This is a genomic window from uncultured Maribacter sp. (genome assembly GCF_947500985.1).
In the GTDB taxonomy this organism is placed as follows: Bacteria; Bacteroidota; Bacteroidia; order Flavobacteriales; family Flavobacteriaceae; genus Maribacter.
Genome location: NZ_CANMTX010000001.1, coordinates 408,502 through 424,073, shown reverse-complemented (window position 1 = coordinate 424,073; position 15,572 = coordinate 408,502). Strand labels below are relative to the sequence as shown.

General features: G+C 34.2%; 14 protein-coding genes and 1 riboswitch. Of the genes, 6 read left to right on the top strand and 8 right to left on the bottom strand.

The window, feature by feature from the left end; all coding sequences use genetic code 11:
- Positions 1-9: 9 nt before the first annotated feature.
- Positions 10-103, top strand: a riboswitch (TPP riboswitch).
- A gap of 91 nt (positions 104-194) precedes the next feature.
- The 5 genes from thiS (at position 195) to thiH (ending at position 3,655) form a co-directional block, all read left to right on the top strand.
- Complete coding sequence (gene thiS / locus Q0871_RS01900) at positions 195-398, top strand: sulfur carrier protein ThiS (RefSeq protein WP_299317269.1); 204 nt, start codon at positions 195-197, stop codon at positions 396-398.
- 73 nt (positions 399-471) lie between these two features.
- Positions 472-1,107: a thiamine phosphate synthase gene (locus Q0871_RS01895; RefSeq protein ID WP_299317268.1), complete on the top strand. Its 636-nt coding sequence runs from the start codon at positions 472-474 to the stop codon at positions 1,105-1,107.
- Positions 1,108-1,115: 8 nt separating this feature from the next.
- Positions 1,116-1,769, top strand: coding sequence for a thiamine phosphate synthase (gene thiE, locus Q0871_RS01890; protein WP_299317267.1), 654 nt, complete (start codon positions 1,116-1,118; stop codon positions 1,767-1,769).
- 1 nt (position 1,770) lies between these two features.
- The gene (locus Q0871_RS01885; RefSeq protein WP_299317266.1) at positions 1,771-2,535 is read left to right on the top strand and encodes a thiazole synthase; all 765 of its coding nucleotides are present in this window, start codon (positions 1,771-1,773) and stop codon (positions 2,533-2,535) included.
- Positions 2,536-2,539: 4 nt separating this feature from the next.
- On the top strand, positions 2,540-3,655 hold the full coding sequence (gene thiH, locus Q0871_RS01880; protein ID WP_299317265.1) for a 2-iminoacetate synthase ThiH: 1,116 nt from the start codon (positions 2,540-2,542) through the stop codon (positions 3,653-3,655).
- Between the two features lie 25 nt (positions 3,656-3,680).
- On the opposite strand, the gene Q0871_RS01875 is transcribed toward thiH, so the two are convergent.
- The 4 genes from Q0871_RS01875 to Q0871_RS01860 all read right to left on the bottom strand — a co-directional run bounded on the left by Q0871_RS01875 (position 3,681) and on the right by Q0871_RS01860 (position 8,672).
- Entirely contained in the window at positions 3,681-4,118 is a 438-nt protein-coding gene (locus tag Q0871_RS01875) for a hypothetical protein (RefSeq protein WP_299317264.1), read from the bottom strand.
- Between the two features lie 160 nt (positions 4,119-4,278).
- Entirely contained in the window at positions 4,279-6,285 is a 2,007-nt protein-coding gene (locus tag Q0871_RS01870) for a UvrD-helicase domain-containing protein (RefSeq protein ID WP_299317263.1), read from the bottom strand.
- A complete protein-coding gene (locus tag Q0871_RS01865) occupies positions 6,285-8,363 on the bottom strand; it encodes an AAA family ATPase (RefSeq protein WP_299317262.1) in 2,079 nt (692 codons plus the stop codon). The genes Q0871_RS01870 and Q0871_RS01865 overlap by 1 nt, the downstream gene beginning before the upstream one ends.
- A 168-nt stretch (positions 8,364-8,531) precedes the next feature.
- Positions 8,532-8,672, bottom strand: a complete 141-nt coding sequence (locus tag Q0871_RS01860) for a hypothetical protein (protein WP_299317261.1) — start codon at positions 8,670-8,672, stop codon at positions 8,532-8,534.
- Between the two features lie 212 nt (positions 8,673-8,884).
- On the opposite strand from Q0871_RS01860, the gene Q0871_RS01855 reads away from it, so the two are divergent.
- Entirely contained in the window at positions 8,885-9,817 is a 933-nt protein-coding gene (locus Q0871_RS01855; RefSeq protein WP_299317260.1) for a pyridoxamine 5'-phosphate oxidase family protein, read from the top strand.
- A gap of 56 nt (positions 9,818-9,873) precedes the next feature.
- Here the strand turns inward: Q0871_RS01855 and Q0871_RS01850 are convergent, their stop codons facing one another.
- The 4 genes from Q0871_RS01850 to Q0871_RS01835 all read right to left on the bottom strand — a co-directional run bounded on the left by Q0871_RS01850 (position 9,874) and on the right by Q0871_RS01835 (position 15,171).
- Positions 9,874-11,079 (bottom strand): MalY/PatB family protein, encoded by a 1,206-nt coding sequence (locus tag Q0871_RS01850; RefSeq protein WP_299317259.1) that lies wholly within the window; start codon positions 11,077-11,079, stop codon positions 9,874-9,876.
- Between the two features lie 79 nt (positions 11,080-11,158).
- A complete protein-coding gene (locus Q0871_RS01845; protein ID WP_299317258.1) occupies positions 11,159-12,712 on the bottom strand; it encodes an aryl-sulfate sulfotransferase in 1,554 nt (517 codons plus the stop codon).
- Positions 12,713-12,967: 255 nt separating this feature from the next.
- The gene (locus Q0871_RS01840) at positions 12,968-14,050 is read right to left on the bottom strand and encodes an Ig-like domain-containing protein (RefSeq protein WP_299317257.1); all 1,083 of its coding nucleotides are present in this window, start codon (positions 14,048-14,050) and stop codon (positions 12,968-12,970) included.
- Positions 14,050-15,171: a hypothetical protein gene (locus Q0871_RS01835; protein WP_299317256.1), complete on the bottom strand. Its 1,122-nt coding sequence runs from the start codon at positions 15,169-15,171 to the stop codon at positions 14,050-14,052. Before Q0871_RS01835 ends, Q0871_RS01840 begins: the two co-directional genes overlap by 1 nt.
- Positions 15,172-15,572: the final 401 nt, after the last annotated feature.

Below are 15,572 nucleotides of genomic sequence, written 5' to 3'. Positions count from 1 at the left end.
AATTAGCCATGTAAACTTTAGGAGTAGCTATTTCATAGTTTGAGAAATATCCTTAGAACCTGATTTGATTAATATCAACGTAGGGAAAAGTTATCAGGATCAACAACCTGTACTTTCCTTTTATCATTTTCTATTCTTTCTGTTTACACCAAAAAATATAGTAGCGAATACGCTTCAATTAATTAGTGAAACAGATGATACACATTAAAGTAAACAACACCACTCACCTATTCAAGCCGAACGTTACATTAGATGAAATCATTAAGGATTTGGATATTTCTGCCAGCGGAATAGCCGTAGCGGTAAATGAGAACATTATTACCAAAACAGAGTGGCATACTAAAACACTGAACGAGAGCGATGAAGTATTGGTCATTAGAGCTACCCAAGGGGGTTGAAAATCAGGCTTTCTTCTCCCCTATTACCCACATGAAGCAAAAGAATTTACATTACAATACTTAAATCACAAAAATGATCGTATTAATAGCTCCAGAAAAAGATATCCCGAATGAAATTGAATTGCTACATCAGTTGTTTCAAGAAGGTTTGACGTATTACCATTTAAGAAAACCTTTGAAGGACTATCAAGAACATTGCGATTATTTAAATGCAATCGATACCAAATATCACAATAGAATTGTAGTACACCTTTTTCATGAATTGATCAATGAATATGACTTAAAAGGGGTTCATTTTCAAGAGCAAAAAAGAATAGACCATATTAACAATCCTGGACAGTATTTTAAAAGTTTAGATATGTACGGTAAGACCATAAGTTCTTCTTTTCACGATCCAGAGGTATTAGAAGATTGTGAATTTGAATTTGACTATCATTTACTGAGTCCCGTTTTTTCTTCTATCTCTAAACAAGGCTACGAAGGCAAAGGATTCAACGTCAACCAAAGTGAAAAGTTGATCGTAGGCATGGGCGGTATCACCGATAAAACATTGCAACAAACATTAAAGCTCGGTTTTAAGGGAATTGGAGTTTTAGGCGGAGTGTGGAATATGGAAAACCCTGTTGAAAGCTTTGTAGCCTTAAAAAAGCACTATGAAGCAGCATGGATTGAACAGAAGAAAACAGCGAGTAGAAATAGCATGAAGTAAACATTTATATGATACCAACATTACATTATATATCACAAGGCAGTACACCGCAAGAACACTTAGAAAATATTCAGAAAGCGTGCTCTTCTGGTGTAGAATTGGTGCAATTACGTTTAAAAAATCAGCCTGAAAAAGTAGTACTTGAAACCGCACAACAGGCACGAGAAATAACATCAAAGTTTCAGGCACTATTAATCATTAACGATCACTATAAAATTGCCGCTGCAGTAAAAGCAGATGGTGTGCATTTAGGTAAATTAGACTCCTGCCCTACTAAAGCAAGAAAAGAGCTGGCTTCTTGGCAAGTCATTGGTGGCACCGCCAATACGCTCGAAGATTGTGAAACACTGATCCATAAAAAAGTAGATTATATAGGTCTGGGACCTTTTAGGTTTACCGAGACCAAAAAGAATTTGAGTCCCGTTTTGGGCATCAACGGTTATTTGACCATACTCGAAGAACTCAAAACAGCTATTCCTGTAATTGCCATAGGTGGTATTGTTATAGATGATGTTTTAGAACTAATGAAAACGGGTATTCATGGTATTGCAGTTTCCGGTGAAATAACGCGCAATTTTAATAGCATTCCAGATTTTAAGAAACGCATCAATGGTGGCGAAGTAGTAGAACAACGTTGGATATCCGAAGAAAAAAGAAAATAAGATGTTACAGATAGCAGATAAGAAGTTTAATTCAAGGTTGTTTACGGGAACGGGAAAATTTAGCTCGTCGCAAGTAATGAAAGAAGCCATACTAGCATCGGAGAGTGAATTGGTGACCGTGGCTTTAAAACGGGTAGATGTTGGTGATGCTCAAGATGATATATTAAGCCATTTAGACCATACCCGCATTAATTTATTACCCAACACATCGGGAGTTCGTAATGCAAAAGAAGCTGTTTTTGCTGCTCAATTATCTCGTGAAGCCTTAGAGACCAATTGGGTGAAATTAGAAATACATCCCGATCCAAAATATCTGCTTCCCGATCCCATAGAAACTTTAAAGGCTGCGGAAGAGCTTGTTAAATTAGGTTTTGTAGTTATGCCCTATATACATGCCGATCCTGTGCTATGTAAACGATTAGAGGAAGTTGGTGTGCAGTGTGTAATGCCTTTAGGCGCACCCATAGGAAGTAACAAAGGATTAAAAACACAAGAGTTTTTGGAGATCATCATCGACCAAAGCAATGTTCCCGTAATTGTAGACGCAGGTATTGGTGCCCCTTCACATGCAGCCTTTGCGATGGAGCTTGGTGCAGATGCCGTTTTGGTGAATACTGCCATTGCCGTTTCTCAAAACCCTGTAGAGATGGGTAAAGCATTTAAAATGGCGGTAGCAGCGGGCAGAATGGCTTTTGAAGCGAAGCTGGCACCTATAGTGCATAAAAAAGCCGAAGCAAGTAGTCCCTTAACCAGTTTTTTGAATTAGAAGTATGAGCAGTTTCAAAACCCTATTCGATACTTACAATTGGGATGATACCTTAGCCAGTATTTTTTCTAAAACAGAGCACGATGTGTTACGCGCATTAAGTAACACAAAACGAGATTTAGAAGATTTTAAAGCATTGATATCGCCTGCAGCCAAACCCTATTTGGAGCAAATGGCGCAGTTAAGTCGCAAATTGACCAAGAAACGCTTTGGGAATACCATACAAATGTATTCGCCCATGTATTTAAGTAACGAATGCCAGAACATTTGTACCTACTGCGGTTTTAGTATGACCAATAAAATTCCACGTAGAACCTTGACCGACGCTGAAATTTTAAAAGAAGTAGCATATATAAAGTCTAAAGGCTATGACCATATTTTATTGGTTACAGGAGAAGCCAATAAAACCGTTGGTGTAGATTACTTCAATAATGCCTTGCAGTTAATTCGTTCTAAATTTTCAAATATCACTATAGAGGTACAACCCTTGCTGCAAGATGAATATGAGCTGTTAATTGAAAATGGACTATATGCCGTTTTGGTATATCAAGAAACCTACCATAGGGAAGAATATAAAAAACACCACCCAAAAGGCAAGAAATCGAATTTTGATTTTCGATTGGATACTCCAGATCGATTGGGCAAAGCCGGAATTCACAAAATAGGATTAGGCGCATTGTTTGGGTTAGAAGATTGGCGTGCAGATAGCTTTTTTACGGCATTGCATTTAAAGTATTTACAGAAGACATATTGGAAAACGAAGTACTCCATCTCCTTTCCTAGATTACGACCCCATTCAGGCGGATTAGAACCAAAGGTTGAAATGACCGACCCAGATTTGGTACAACTCATCTGTGCTTTCAGGTTATTAGATGAAGATGTAGAATTATCAATGTCTACGCGTGAAAGTGAGCTGTTTAGGAACAATATTGTGAATTTGGGCATTACCTCCATAAGCGCAGAGTCTAAAACCAACCCTGGTGGGTATGCCGTAGCACCAGAATCTTTAGAGCAATTTGAAATATCAGACGAAAGACCAACAGAGGACATCACCGCCATGTTAAAAAGTCAGGGTTTAGATGTGGTTTGGAAAGATTGGGCTAATAATTGGCAAGACTAAAAACTATCATTACCTAATAGCCTAATTATTGTTTTTTAAACAACTCCTTCGGTAAACTTTCATTTAAGCAAAAAAGTCTATCCGTTGTACGTTCGAAGTCTTCTCTATCATTTATATAAATATAAAAATAGGTTATGCCTCTTTTTCTTTTAAAAACTTTATGAGTATCATCTATTAATTTCATTGATACCGCCCAATCCGCTAACAATTCGTCATTAGAATAAGCTTCTATAACGAACATTTCTTTAAAATCTATTGACACTTTTTTGCCATTTTCTAACTTTCCAGTTTTGTTATAAACGGAATCTTCCTTAGTTAAAATTTCGTTTACATTTTCAACACTGTATGTATAACCCCAATGACTTTTCATATTGTTATTACTCTCTTCACCAAAATGATATTGGTCAGCATAATCTTGAGAATAATCCTTGTTGAGTCTTTTAATGTTTACAACTAACTTCATATTTCTTTAATTATGATAAAACTTATTACTTTTTATAAAAATAAAATTTAGTATATAAACCCAATTGAAGTCGCTTGGGTAACTTCTAGATTCAGCTAAATAAATTCTTTAATTTCCTTATCTGAAAATTCATGAAGGGTTTTAAAGAAGCAAAGCATAATTAACAAAGTTCATCATTAATTACCCAACCATTAGAAGCTAATTTAATTTTTAATTCTGGAGTTATTACTTCATTTCTTACAGCAACGCACAATAAATTTTTAGGTCTTGAAGCACCAACAAATGTATATTTTAGTGGTGCTATAATTGAATTATCTACGATTTGACCAATGTTTGTTCCTTTCTTTTTAACTTTAATTATATCACCAGCTAAATAACTTATAACTTTTTGGACATCATAGGTTCGAATAAATGTTTCTAAGTATAGCGTTGCGGAATGTGTTTTTCCCTTTTCCCCATTTACTGTGTTAACTGAAATTGGTATTGTTCTCTCTTGGCCTTGACTATTTTTTTTTTGAAATTTAATTATGTTTAAATCTTCCGGTATGTCAGTTTTTATTTCTGCTGCTTTATCAGTGAAAAAGTCAAAATTTTCGTCTAGTTCTAAATTCCAAATTGTTCTGAATAATAATAGGTATTCAGGTATTAAATTCTTTTTTAATTCTCCGATTTCTAAACCTGAATCATAGAGTTTAATCCACTTTATAATATTTGAGTTTAACTTAAAATATTCAGATTCATCTATATTTTTTATAAAGTTCAAAAAAGTCCGTTTCGTAAACTTTCTTTTTGTTTTAGGGTTTCTTTTATTATTTAATTCTAATAACATTGTCATTGAATTTATTATAGCAGTTGCTCTTTTTTTTATAGATAAATTATGGTTTAGAACAAAATATGATTCTAAGTCCTGATAGTTTTTATTTTCCTTTTTAATGCTTCTCTCAAACTCCGGGAAATATGCTTTAATAGAGTTTTGACCCTTTCCAGGCACCTTTGAAATTCTTCCAATTGCATAAAATCCATTCTCTTGTTTAACTTCCTCCTTAGCTATGATATCAGCAAATTTTTCAATTACTTTTTTTACATTAGAATGTTTAAATACAATTAAATGCGGGGTTTTCGATTCGTTTATTGAAGTCGATGTGATTTTTGGCAGCTCATTATGGAAATTGATTCTTAGAGTATTTATAACATTACATATATTATCAGAAAATCTTTTGGTATTAGAAATATAGATTGAATTTTCTTGCTTTGGTGCCCAAACACCCTCATCTCTACCATCATTATATAACGCTTGATTTGCATCACCAAAACATTGATATACAATGTTTATCTTGTTTTTAAATAACTTTTCTAAAATTTCTATTTGATGTGCTCCAGAATCTTGCATTTCATCAACAAACACATACTTAAATCGCTTGCCAATAGCTTCGATAATTGATGGATTACGGTTAAGGTAGTCGTAGGCCTCTGTATATGCCTCGTCATAAGGTAGATAACCATAATTATATATCATTTCTTTAAAAGCTTTAATATTTTGATAATGGTCTTTAGTCGTGTCGACTTCAAAAGCATTTCCGAAAATATTTCCCTTAGATATTATATTAAAATCATCAAATTTGAATCGCATATTACCAAGAAAAACATATGGTTCTAGGTTGCTATATCTTGAATTTATTTGTCCAAGAATCCACATTTTATGTCTAGAAATAGCGCCACCTTTTTCATAACTTCTTTTAACAGCCTCATAATATGAATTATTATCAATATTTGGTCGAAAACCGTTTTTATTGATATAGCTAGGTATTGCTAAATATTTATTGACAAAGGATTGAATAGTGCCAAAAAAATTTGGATAAGAGAATAAGATGTCACTTTTTGTTCCTAGTTCTTTCTTAATCTTATCAATTGCCACATTTGTATGTGTGAATACACAAATACCTCTTCCGTCATCAAAAGGCATTTTATTTGACAAAATCATTAGTTTGGCCAATAACGTGGTAGTTTTTCCACTTCCAGGGCAGGCAACTATATTTACATTTTCAAATGATTTTATAACATCAATTCTCTCTCCTTTTTTGTCCAATATATCGCCATCATAAAATGCATTCTTATCATTTAATAAAGCAAAAGCCGCATTTTCTATTTCTTGGTTAACTATTTCCATTAGGCAGATTTTGTTACATGATAAATAGCTTCTCTTAAATATGCTAACTCAGGGGAATTAAGTATTTTATCTTTATAATCTCCTTTTAGTAAATTGTAAGAGAGTCTTTGTGCAACAATAGCCTTGGAAACTTCCTTATCATTTAAAGGTTTAAAAATATCATAGGCGACCTGTTCTCGTGATTTTAATTTATTTGTTTCAAAATAATCTTCAGATTGTTTTTGGATTTCTATTTCATCTATTTGGTCAAGACTAAGTTTATTATCCTGTTGAAGCATATTTGCTTCAAGAATAGATATATGCAAAACCTCTCTAATTTCAGAAAGAGCTATGTCATATTCTAATGTCCAATTGGATGAGATGTTCCCTTGTATATTCTGCGTTGTATATTTTTTGGTTTTTGCATTATGTGTTTTGTTTTTAAGCTCATCTATATCTACTTTGTCAATTTCTTTAGTGAAATTTCTAATTGTTTCCTCTATCTTCCTTTTAACACCATTTGGAAATCTCTTGATAACTTTATTTGTATTTATAGCTTGAAAAAAATTGTTAATAGATGTGTAAATACCTTTCATTTCATTAAACAATACATCGCTTGACAAATCTTCAAAATCCTTAATATTAGAATCGTCTAAATAGAAAACTAATTTCATTGTAACATCATCATCATTGTAATATTCAATAGAAGGAACATCTAAATCAGTGACTATAGATACTGGAAGGTTTAGTATTTTACCGTCTTTTCGTTCAAATATTTTTGAATATCTTAAAAAAGCAATACTTCCAACATTTACAATTGAAACACCAAATTTATATAATGGGCGATCTATTATTTCAGCTATTGCAGGTATTAAAAGATTTTCAGAATCACCTTCAACAAAAATTAAACCTCTTGCGAAAAATAAATTAGCTTTTGTATCATCTAGAAAACGTTCTAAAAAATTGTAATCACCTTCTTCCAACATTGTTTTTCCCTTTCCCAAAGGAAAAACATTATTATCTCTGCAAAGTATGAGGTGTTCTAATTTGACTTTTGATGTTAGCGTAGTACTGTGAGTTGTTAAGATTAGTTGACCATCGTATGTTTTTTTATTTTGTAGAGCTTCAATAACTTGCAATTGGGCTTGAGGATGAATATGTGCCTCTATCTCCTCAATCAAAGCCAGTTTCAATCCTCTGTCATTCGCTTGATTAAGTAATAAAAATTCAGCTGCCATATAGAGTTTATTAAGCGAACCTAATCCTGATTTATTTGACTCAATGACAAGACTTAAGTTTTTAAGTATCTCGCTTAGCTCACCCTTTGACATGAAAAATTCCGGATTATTGATTACATTATCAAAAGAAAAAGCATCTAAATACTCTTTAATCTCTTTGGTTATTTTTTTTCCTTCAAAATTTACATCATTTTCATTTTTGTTAATATCGAAATAACCTGAAACTTGGGCATTAGCAATTTTTACTTTCTCTTCTAATTTATGTTCAATTCTATTTCCGTCCGAATCCTTCTTATCTTTAAAAATTGAATGACCTTTTAGTATTTGAGCTAATCTCGATCTATATCCAGGCGTCAGTTCGGCAAGAGCATCACGTAAAGGTTTGAGATAAATAGCTTTTAAATTTTCCCGAGCTTCTCCGTCAAGTTGTTTTCCTTCATCATCATGGCCTGCTTTGACAGTAGTATAGATAGCCTGATTTTTTCTTACTGCAGTTAACCAAATTTTTAGTTCAATTTTTTTTTTGGCATCATACCCAATCCATTCTATAAAACTTCCAGCCTCTTCAGGCGTAAAATCTTTAAAAATACATTCTATTCTTAGTTCTTCTCTACGTACTCCTTTGCCTTCATCATAAAAGTCTCTATCCTCAAGCCAAAAAGTGTCTAAGCTTTTAGTTCGTAAAATATACTTAATAGAATCAATTATAGCTGTTTTTCCTGAGTCATTTTCGCCAATTAATACATTCAATGAATCATTAAATTCTACAGATAATCCTTGATTAGATTTTGAAATAGTTTTTGCTCCGTCAGACGTTGAATATTTTCTGAAGTTCCAAAGTTTAAGAGTATCTAGATACATTTTAGTTTATAATTTAAGGATTACGAATATATTTTTTTTTAAAAGGTAATATTTTATGATTTTCCGTAATTCAATAATTTACCATTTCCACTATATTTTTAATTAATAGATTTACGTATTTGTTAGCCACTAATAAGTAGAATTACAAACGAAAAAGGTAAGTTTTCTTTAATCGTTCGGCTTATGCTTATGAGGTTTTAGTTTAGGGTGTTTCGGTTTGTTATCGGGTGTTACTCTTCTTCTTTTATCAGGAGTACCATCTTCTTTTTTTGGTTTAGGACCAGGTTTAATCGCTTCTATTTTTATCATTGTTGTTGATTTTAATATCTAAGAATTAAAGTTAGAGAGTTATCACGGTTATCTGTTACGGGTTTCCGTATTCGACCAAAATAATCTTGTAAACTCCTCTTGTCTTAGAGTTTTAATCCTTTAGAATATATAGCCAATTCACAAGAAAGTTTACAACCCAAACCACGTCTAAACACCCAGGTACTTATCACAACCACAATTAGACGAAACCTATGAATTCTATTTTCCATGATGGGCAATTAGCTATACAAAAAATAGCAGGTGAAGAAGACATTGCAAAACAAAGAATACCCATGCTTGCAGCATCTCTTCATCCAAGATCTATCGCTTTTATAGAACATCAGGTATTGGCTTTTGCTGGTAGTGAAGATGCTAATGGAGCTATTTGGTTATCGTTATTAGTGGGTGAACGTGGTTTTATTGCTATCCCATCCGTAGAAGAAATAAAATTCGACCTTACCAAGGTTACCAGTACTACAGACGATATTTTCTTTACCAACATTGTAACAAAACCAACGGTTGGACTCCTGTTTCATGAAGCAGCAAGAAGGGCACGTTATAGAGCATGGGGAGAAGCTACAAAAACGGACAATGAAATTAGTGTTGCAATAAAAATGGGTTACCCCAGTTGTCCAAAACACATACAACGAGAAGAAATAGAAGTACCCGCCAAAACAAAAGATACATTAAAAACAAGCTTTGAAAAAGGCAGTAGTTTAGGTGAATCTGAAAAGAAATGGATCAGCACGGCACATACTTTTTTTATAAGTACACAGACTAAAAAAGGAAATATAGAAGCATCGCACCGAGGCGGTGATCCTGGGTTTATAGAAATACTAGAAAATGGGCAGTTACGTGTACCTGATTACTTGGGCAATAGTATGTTCAGTACTTTAGGCAACATCTATGAAAACCCTAAAGCAGCGTTGCTTTTCGTAAATTTTGAGAAAGGAGAAACGTTACAGCTTTCTGGTACTGCGGCATTAGAATTTGATCAAAATTCTGCCGATGATTTTTACAAATCTGGCGAAACCGGTAGATTCTGGACTTTTGAAACCAAGCAATGGGTAAGAACGGTACACCACCATAAAGTGAATACCGAATTTATAGACTTCTCCCCTTTTAATATATTGAGTAAAAAATAAGTTGCGCTCCCTGCAGCTACCTAAAACACTTCATTTGATCATAACGGTGCCCTACCCTATTGTTCTAATATAGCAGCGATTACACGACGGAGGCCTTCTTCTAATCTTGCTCTGGGGCAAGCAAGGTTTAAGCGTATGTATCCGTCGGCATTGGCAACGAACATATTTCCGCCTTCCAATAAAACACCGGCATTACGTGCAAAGAATAAGGTTAGGTTTTCATCGGACTTAAAGTAATGACCAACATTTACCCAAGCCAAATAGGTAGCTTCTGGTATTACAAAATCTGTTTCTGGCAAGTGCAGTTCTAGCTGTTCTTTTAGGTACTGAAAATTAGCATCTAGGTAAGCGGTTAAATCTGCCAACCAGGCATGACCTTGTGTATAGGCTGTTTCTGCCGCAACAATACTCAAGGGGTTTTCTACGGGTAAATAGTTTTCAACATAGTGCTCTCGAATAGCATCGTTCGGAATAATAATATTGGCAAATAAATTACCGGCTAGATTAAATGTTTTACTGGGCGCCATACAGGTAATAATACGGTCAGTATCTGGAAATAGTTTTGCCATAGGCGTAAACGACTGATCGTCTCTAACCAAATCGCAATGAATTTCATCTGATATAATCGTTAGTCCGTTCGCTAAGCAAATCTCGCCCAGTTCTTGTAACTCATCGCTAGACCAAACCCTACCAGTAGGGTTATGAGGATTACAGAAGATACCCAATACGCATTTCTCATTGGCGGCTTTTGTTCTAATATCGTCCATATCCATAACGAATTTGCCTTTCTCCTCTTTCAATTCAGAACATACCAATTCAATACCATTATAATCGGCAGCATGTTTAAAAAAGGCATATGACGGCGTAACGATAAGTACCTGATCATCTGGTTTACAAATTTGACCAATTAAGCTGTACAGCGCAGGTATTACACCTTTTGCGTGCACGAGGTGCTGTTCATTAAAGGTCCAATTATACCGATCTTGACACCATTTCTGGAAAGCCAAATGATAGGCAGGATCTGCAACCATAGAATATCCCAACAATGGATGTTCTAGTCGCGCTTTTAAGGCATCGATAATCACCGGAGCTATGGCAAATTCCATATCTGCCACCCACATAGGTATAAAATCCTCTTCGGCATACTTGCCACTTAAATCTTCATTTGGATCAAAGAGATAGCCTCTATAGCCAGTACGAGACATTGCGTTTGTACCATCTCTGTTTATGATTTCATCAAATGAGTAAGTTGTAGTAGACATCGGTATTTTAATTAGATATGTAACAATTGATTTAAAAACTTCGATGATGCTTAAGTAAAACATCACCTAACTAACAAATTTAAAGATCAGGATATAATAACAAACGTTCTGTTCTATGAAATGTAATTTGATTTGCGAACGGCCTTGGTGGTATAATGGTCGCTTCAAACAAAACGACGCTGCTAGCCATGTCTATTTCTATACTTTTTCCAAAAGGCTGGGCACCCGTAAGAATGGCTCCAGGAGAAAAAAGTATATGATCGCTAGCTGCTAAATAATCTACGTCTGACACAATTCTAGAATAGGTTTCTTCGCCACGTTCCTTACCATATTCCCATACTTGTTGCACGGTACCGTTAGTTTCATCTATCTGATAATGTACGGCCCTGCTATACGGTCCCGTGCCCGTAAAATTTCTATTGTCACCGTTGTCAAAAAGAATAAGAGAGCCATCTGCTAATACCTTAGTGGCATGTTGGTACCAGTTCCATTCAAAATCAGGGTGGTTTTCAGAGCCGTCAAGTACAGAAGTACTGGTAATAGCGGTTCCTGTAGCATCTAGGGGCTGTAATAAAAAAGAGCTAAGGTCTGCACCGTTTCCTGCGGTTTGCCAGCCTACATGTGGTGCCAATATCCAAACCACTTCATTGGCATTGTTTAATTTTACAACGCCCTGTGTACGCCCAGAAATTACTATAGTATCATCATTAGCATCATAGCTGACAGCGTTTACATGAATCCAATCTTCACTGTTGGTCGTTAATGTTGTTCTAGAGTTATCTAAAGATTCATTAAGGTCCCAAATAGTTATAATTTGATTAGAAGACCGGTCTATCTCAATAATATAATCTTCTATGGTATTTGCACCTTGTTTATCTACCAATACAATAAAGTTTCCATTGGGTTTTTCAAGCACTTCATGATGAAAACTAAAACCGGGCATCGTCCACGTATTTACGATAGTACCAAAAAGGTCTACCTCATAGATGGCATCTGGTTCGTTATTTCCGAAATAAAAATTACCGTTTGCCAAGCGATGTGGTCCATTATCAAAATGTAAATTATTTAAGAAAGGATGTTCTTTATAGTCTAAATACCACCTAATATCACCATAAGAATCAAAAATAAACGGTCTAAAAGGATGTATTTCGGTATCGTAACCATAATAGTTGACCATGGTCATACCTGCTGCCATTTGGCTTCTGTTTGCCGTATTGATCTCAATTTGGGGCATGGCAGAAATTAAGGAAGGTGTTGTAATACGAACTACTTGAGAACTCAATACTATATTGTTGCTGTCACGAAAGCTTAGTTCGACCTCATTTTCATAATCTGGATACAAACCATGAACGGGAATTTCTAGCGTATTTCCAATTTCGGGAAAATCTACGATCACATCAGAATCTTCTCCATTTTTTCCAATAACACGTAAACTTACCGAAACGGGTACTTCTGTTTTTAAAGATACCGTAGCCGATAATGGTGCATAACCAGAAGGATTTACCTCCGTTTGTAAATCTATGACCAGTTCATCAATACTAACAAAATCCTCCATTTCAGAAGAAGAGACATCATCATTTTCACAGGCTACAAAAACCAAACCCAAGAAGGTAAAAAATAGAAATTTTTTCAAATCGATATTCAATTAAAACTATTCAATAATCTAAGTTATAAATATACCCTTTTCACATGAATAGCACTACTTTGCTTTAATTGGTAATCGTTTTAGTTGTTCTAATCGAAATTGAATTTTTGTAAAAGTTTTCTAAGCTTAGAATCACATTGTAACTAAATAGAAATACTACATATTGGGTTATTGGTAAGAATGGGTCTATGAAAACAAAACATGTTAATTTTGTTAGACATTTTTATCTTTTTAGTATTACGCTTATTCAATACTAAAAGTCATCGTCTGTTCATTAACAGTTTTTTTGTCAGTTGTTTTTAAGGATATATTTTGATCAAATAAATGCTTTAAATTATTACCTGCTAAATCCTCTAAAATAGGATCTACTTTAATTTTATAATTACCTATTTTCCAAATCGTATCGGGCTTAAAAATCAATTGATTTTCGTTGCTACCTATGTTATAATTTCCGGTTACTATTTCATTGTTAGATCCTTTTATTAGAAAGCTTTCTTTTAATAAAATCGCATCTAAAGCTTCATTGAAATTAATGGTCAAGGCATCTTTGGTTGCTGATTTAGGAGGATTGATCTCCCAGTTTTTACTACTAGGTTTTTGAGTATCTCTAGAGATAACCGATAGCGTTTTTGTGTAAATTGTTGATAAGGTCATTCCGTTTGCCCCTTTCAATTCATCTGAAATACTTATCTCATATTCCTTGCCTTCCTGCAAAGGCAATCCTTTTTCTTTATTTGGAATTAAATCTCGTTTAATACGCCCTGGATCTAACCATAAGGTCAGTTGTGTATGCTTGGCGTTCCAAAGTTCATTTTCCAACTCCAAAAAAACGGTAGCATCTTTACCATCGGTTTTATTGTAGACGGTAATGTAATCGGTCATTTTACCAACAGCTTGCATAGGCTGAGAAAAAACAAAATATATTTTCAATAAATTTTCAGGTACGCTGTCGTTGCTTGGATAAATACTAAGCAAGGCCGGAGCTTTAGTTTTCTTTGCTTCAATTTCAAACTCAAGTATAGTATGAGCTTCTTTTTTAAGTTCATAGAAACCACCATTTGAAAATGGAATAACAGGTTCAAATACAATTTTGCCTTGATCTTGTGTAAACGTACCTAGCATGGGTGTTGTAGAAACTCCTTTTACAAAAATGTCATAGACATTAGTGTCTTCGCTTGAATCAAAAGAAATAGCCGTTGCACGCTCCTTATTATAATGGATTTTAAAGTCTGTAATATCTTCTTTTTTGCCACAGTTGGTTAAAAGAAGTCCATAAAAAAAGACCAAGAGAAACTTGATCTTTTTTGTGTTTTTATGTAAAGGCATTATACTCTTTTTGTTGGTCGGCTGCGCAATACTAAACTTCCATTAGCTGTACGTTGTAGGTAAACTACATTTTCCGCATCTAGATTATCTAACTGCAATACATTTACCATTGGTAAAGATATATACGGTACGCCCATAGCCCCATAATTATTGACCTTAGTTGGTTTTGTGTAAGATTCCTTAAAATCTGCAATGGCATCATAATCAAAACGCATAACAGAGCGATTGGTGTTAGACATTAGAAAATACGTTTTTCCATCTTTTTGGTACGACAACATATCCATTGGTGAGTTTCCTGCGCCAAGTTCTGCTACTGTTCTTCCTTTTAGGTGCTTCCCTCCTTTTAAGTCTTCCATAGGAAATAACACTAAAGGGGTACAAGTATAACTTGCCATAAGGTATTCTTTATCTTCTATTGTTATAAAATCGAATGTCTTTATAGGGGCATAAGTTTCAAACTTACCATGTGCGGCATGCCATATTTCTAACGATGCATAATCTTGTTTTCCGGTAAACGGAAAAGGAATACTTCTAAAAGTAGAACTGAATTCTTGATTAGACAATCCGGTAACCATAAGATTACCATCATGATATTTTAGATCGGCAATAGCCCAGTTGCGTTGTGAACGACCTCTTTTATCTTTAAAATCTTCACTAACCGGATTGCTTAAAGCGACTTTAGAATAGCTAGCATTTTTTAATGATACATTCTCTAAAGTTTCTCCATTTAGTTTTAGAAGTACTGGAGTACCTTCTGTTGTGGTTACCGAAAAATAAGCTGTTTTTGAAACAGGGTTAACGGCCATATCGGTAATTTTGATATTTTCTTTAGTAGTACCCAAAGCAGAAGCAATTTTATCATCAAAATCAGCTATATTAATCCCTTTTGCAGAAATAGTTTGTTCAGTATCTTTAGTATCAAGGGCATATATGGCAGCATTTTTAGAGTCTCCAATAAATAAAATACCCTGGGGACCAAAGCTTAATTGATTAATAGAACCTATTTCAAGATCACCAGTAACAAAGTCTTTTGTGAGATCTTCATTATTTTTTTCAATGGTGGTAGCAGATATGGTTATCAAAGCGATAGCAAAGATACCTGCGAAAAGTAATTTTTTCATGTAGTTGAATTTAGTGTATTACAAATTACTTTTTTTTATAGGCTGAGAACGTTTTTTTGCATCCAATTAACTAAATTTTAACCTTATACAAAATTGAGTTGTTCATGAATAAAAACAAATTGATGAAAGAATTTATTCTTTTTTAAGGATTGGGAACATCGTTTTCAGATACCAACATTCCTTAATTGTTATCATCATCTGCATTGTCGTTAATGCCATCATCGGTATAAATTCTAATGTGCTTGTAATTAGTTTATTATTATTTGTGTTTCGTAAAACAGTGTTGCATTATTGAGTGGGTGTGTCTTTATGGCTGTGTAATTTATCTCCGTTAATTCTACCACCCATTATATTCCTTTATGATACGAAATCAGAGCATTTGATATTTCTCCTCTGGCATT

What these genes read in the sequence shown, in the direction of transcription:
- Q0871_RS01860 (WP_299317261.1), bottom strand. Translation starts at nt 8,672, where the DNA reads ATGATAAAAATAGAAGCGATTAAACCTGGTCCTAAACCAAAAAAAGAA.
- Q0871_RS01875 (WP_299317264.1), bottom strand. Translation starts at nt 4,118, where the DNA reads ATGAAGTTAGTTGTAAACATTAAAAGACTCAACAAGGATTATTCTCAA.
- Q0871_RS01850 (WP_299317259.1), bottom strand. Translation starts at nt 11,079, where the DNA reads ATGTCTACTACAACTTACTCATTTGATGAAATCATAAACAGAGATGGT.
- Q0871_RS01885 (WP_299317266.1), top strand. Translation starts at nt 1,771, where the DNA reads ATGTTACAGATAGCAGATAAGAAGTTTAATTCAAGGTTGTTTACGGGA.
- Q0871_RS01865 (WP_299317262.1), bottom strand. Translation starts at nt 8,363, where the DNA reads ATGTATCTAGATACTCTTAAACTTTGGAACTTCAGAAAATATTCAACG.
- Q0871_RS01835 (WP_299317256.1), bottom strand. Translation starts at nt 15,171, where the DNA reads ATGAAAAAATTACTTTTCGCAGGTATCTTTGCTATCGCTTTGATAACC.
- Q0871_RS01855 (WP_299317260.1), top strand. Translation starts at nt 8,885, where the DNA reads ATGAATTCTATTTTCCATGATGGGCAATTAGCTATACAAAAAATAGCA.
- Q0871_RS01840 (WP_299317257.1), bottom strand. Translation starts at nt 14,050, where the DNA reads ATGCCTTTACATAAAAACACAAAAAAGATCAAGTTTCTCTTGGTCTTT.
- thiS (WP_299317269.1), top strand. Translation starts at nt 195, where the DNA reads ATGATACACATTAAAGTAAACAACACCACTCACCTATTCAAGCCGAAC.
- thiE (WP_299317267.1), top strand. Translation starts at nt 1,116, where the DNA reads ATGATACCAACATTACATTATATATCACAAGGCAGTACACCGCAAGAA.
- thiH (WP_299317265.1), top strand. Translation starts at nt 2,540, where the DNA reads ATGAGCAGTTTCAAAACCCTATTCGATACTTACAATTGGGATGATACC.
- Q0871_RS01870 (WP_299317263.1), bottom strand. Translation starts at nt 6,285, where the DNA reads ATGGAAATAGTTAACCAAGAAATAGAAAATGCGGCTTTTGCTTTATTA.
- Q0871_RS01895 (WP_299317268.1), top strand. Translation starts at nt 472, where the DNA reads ATGATCGTATTAATAGCTCCAGAAAAAGATATCCCGAATGAAATTGAA.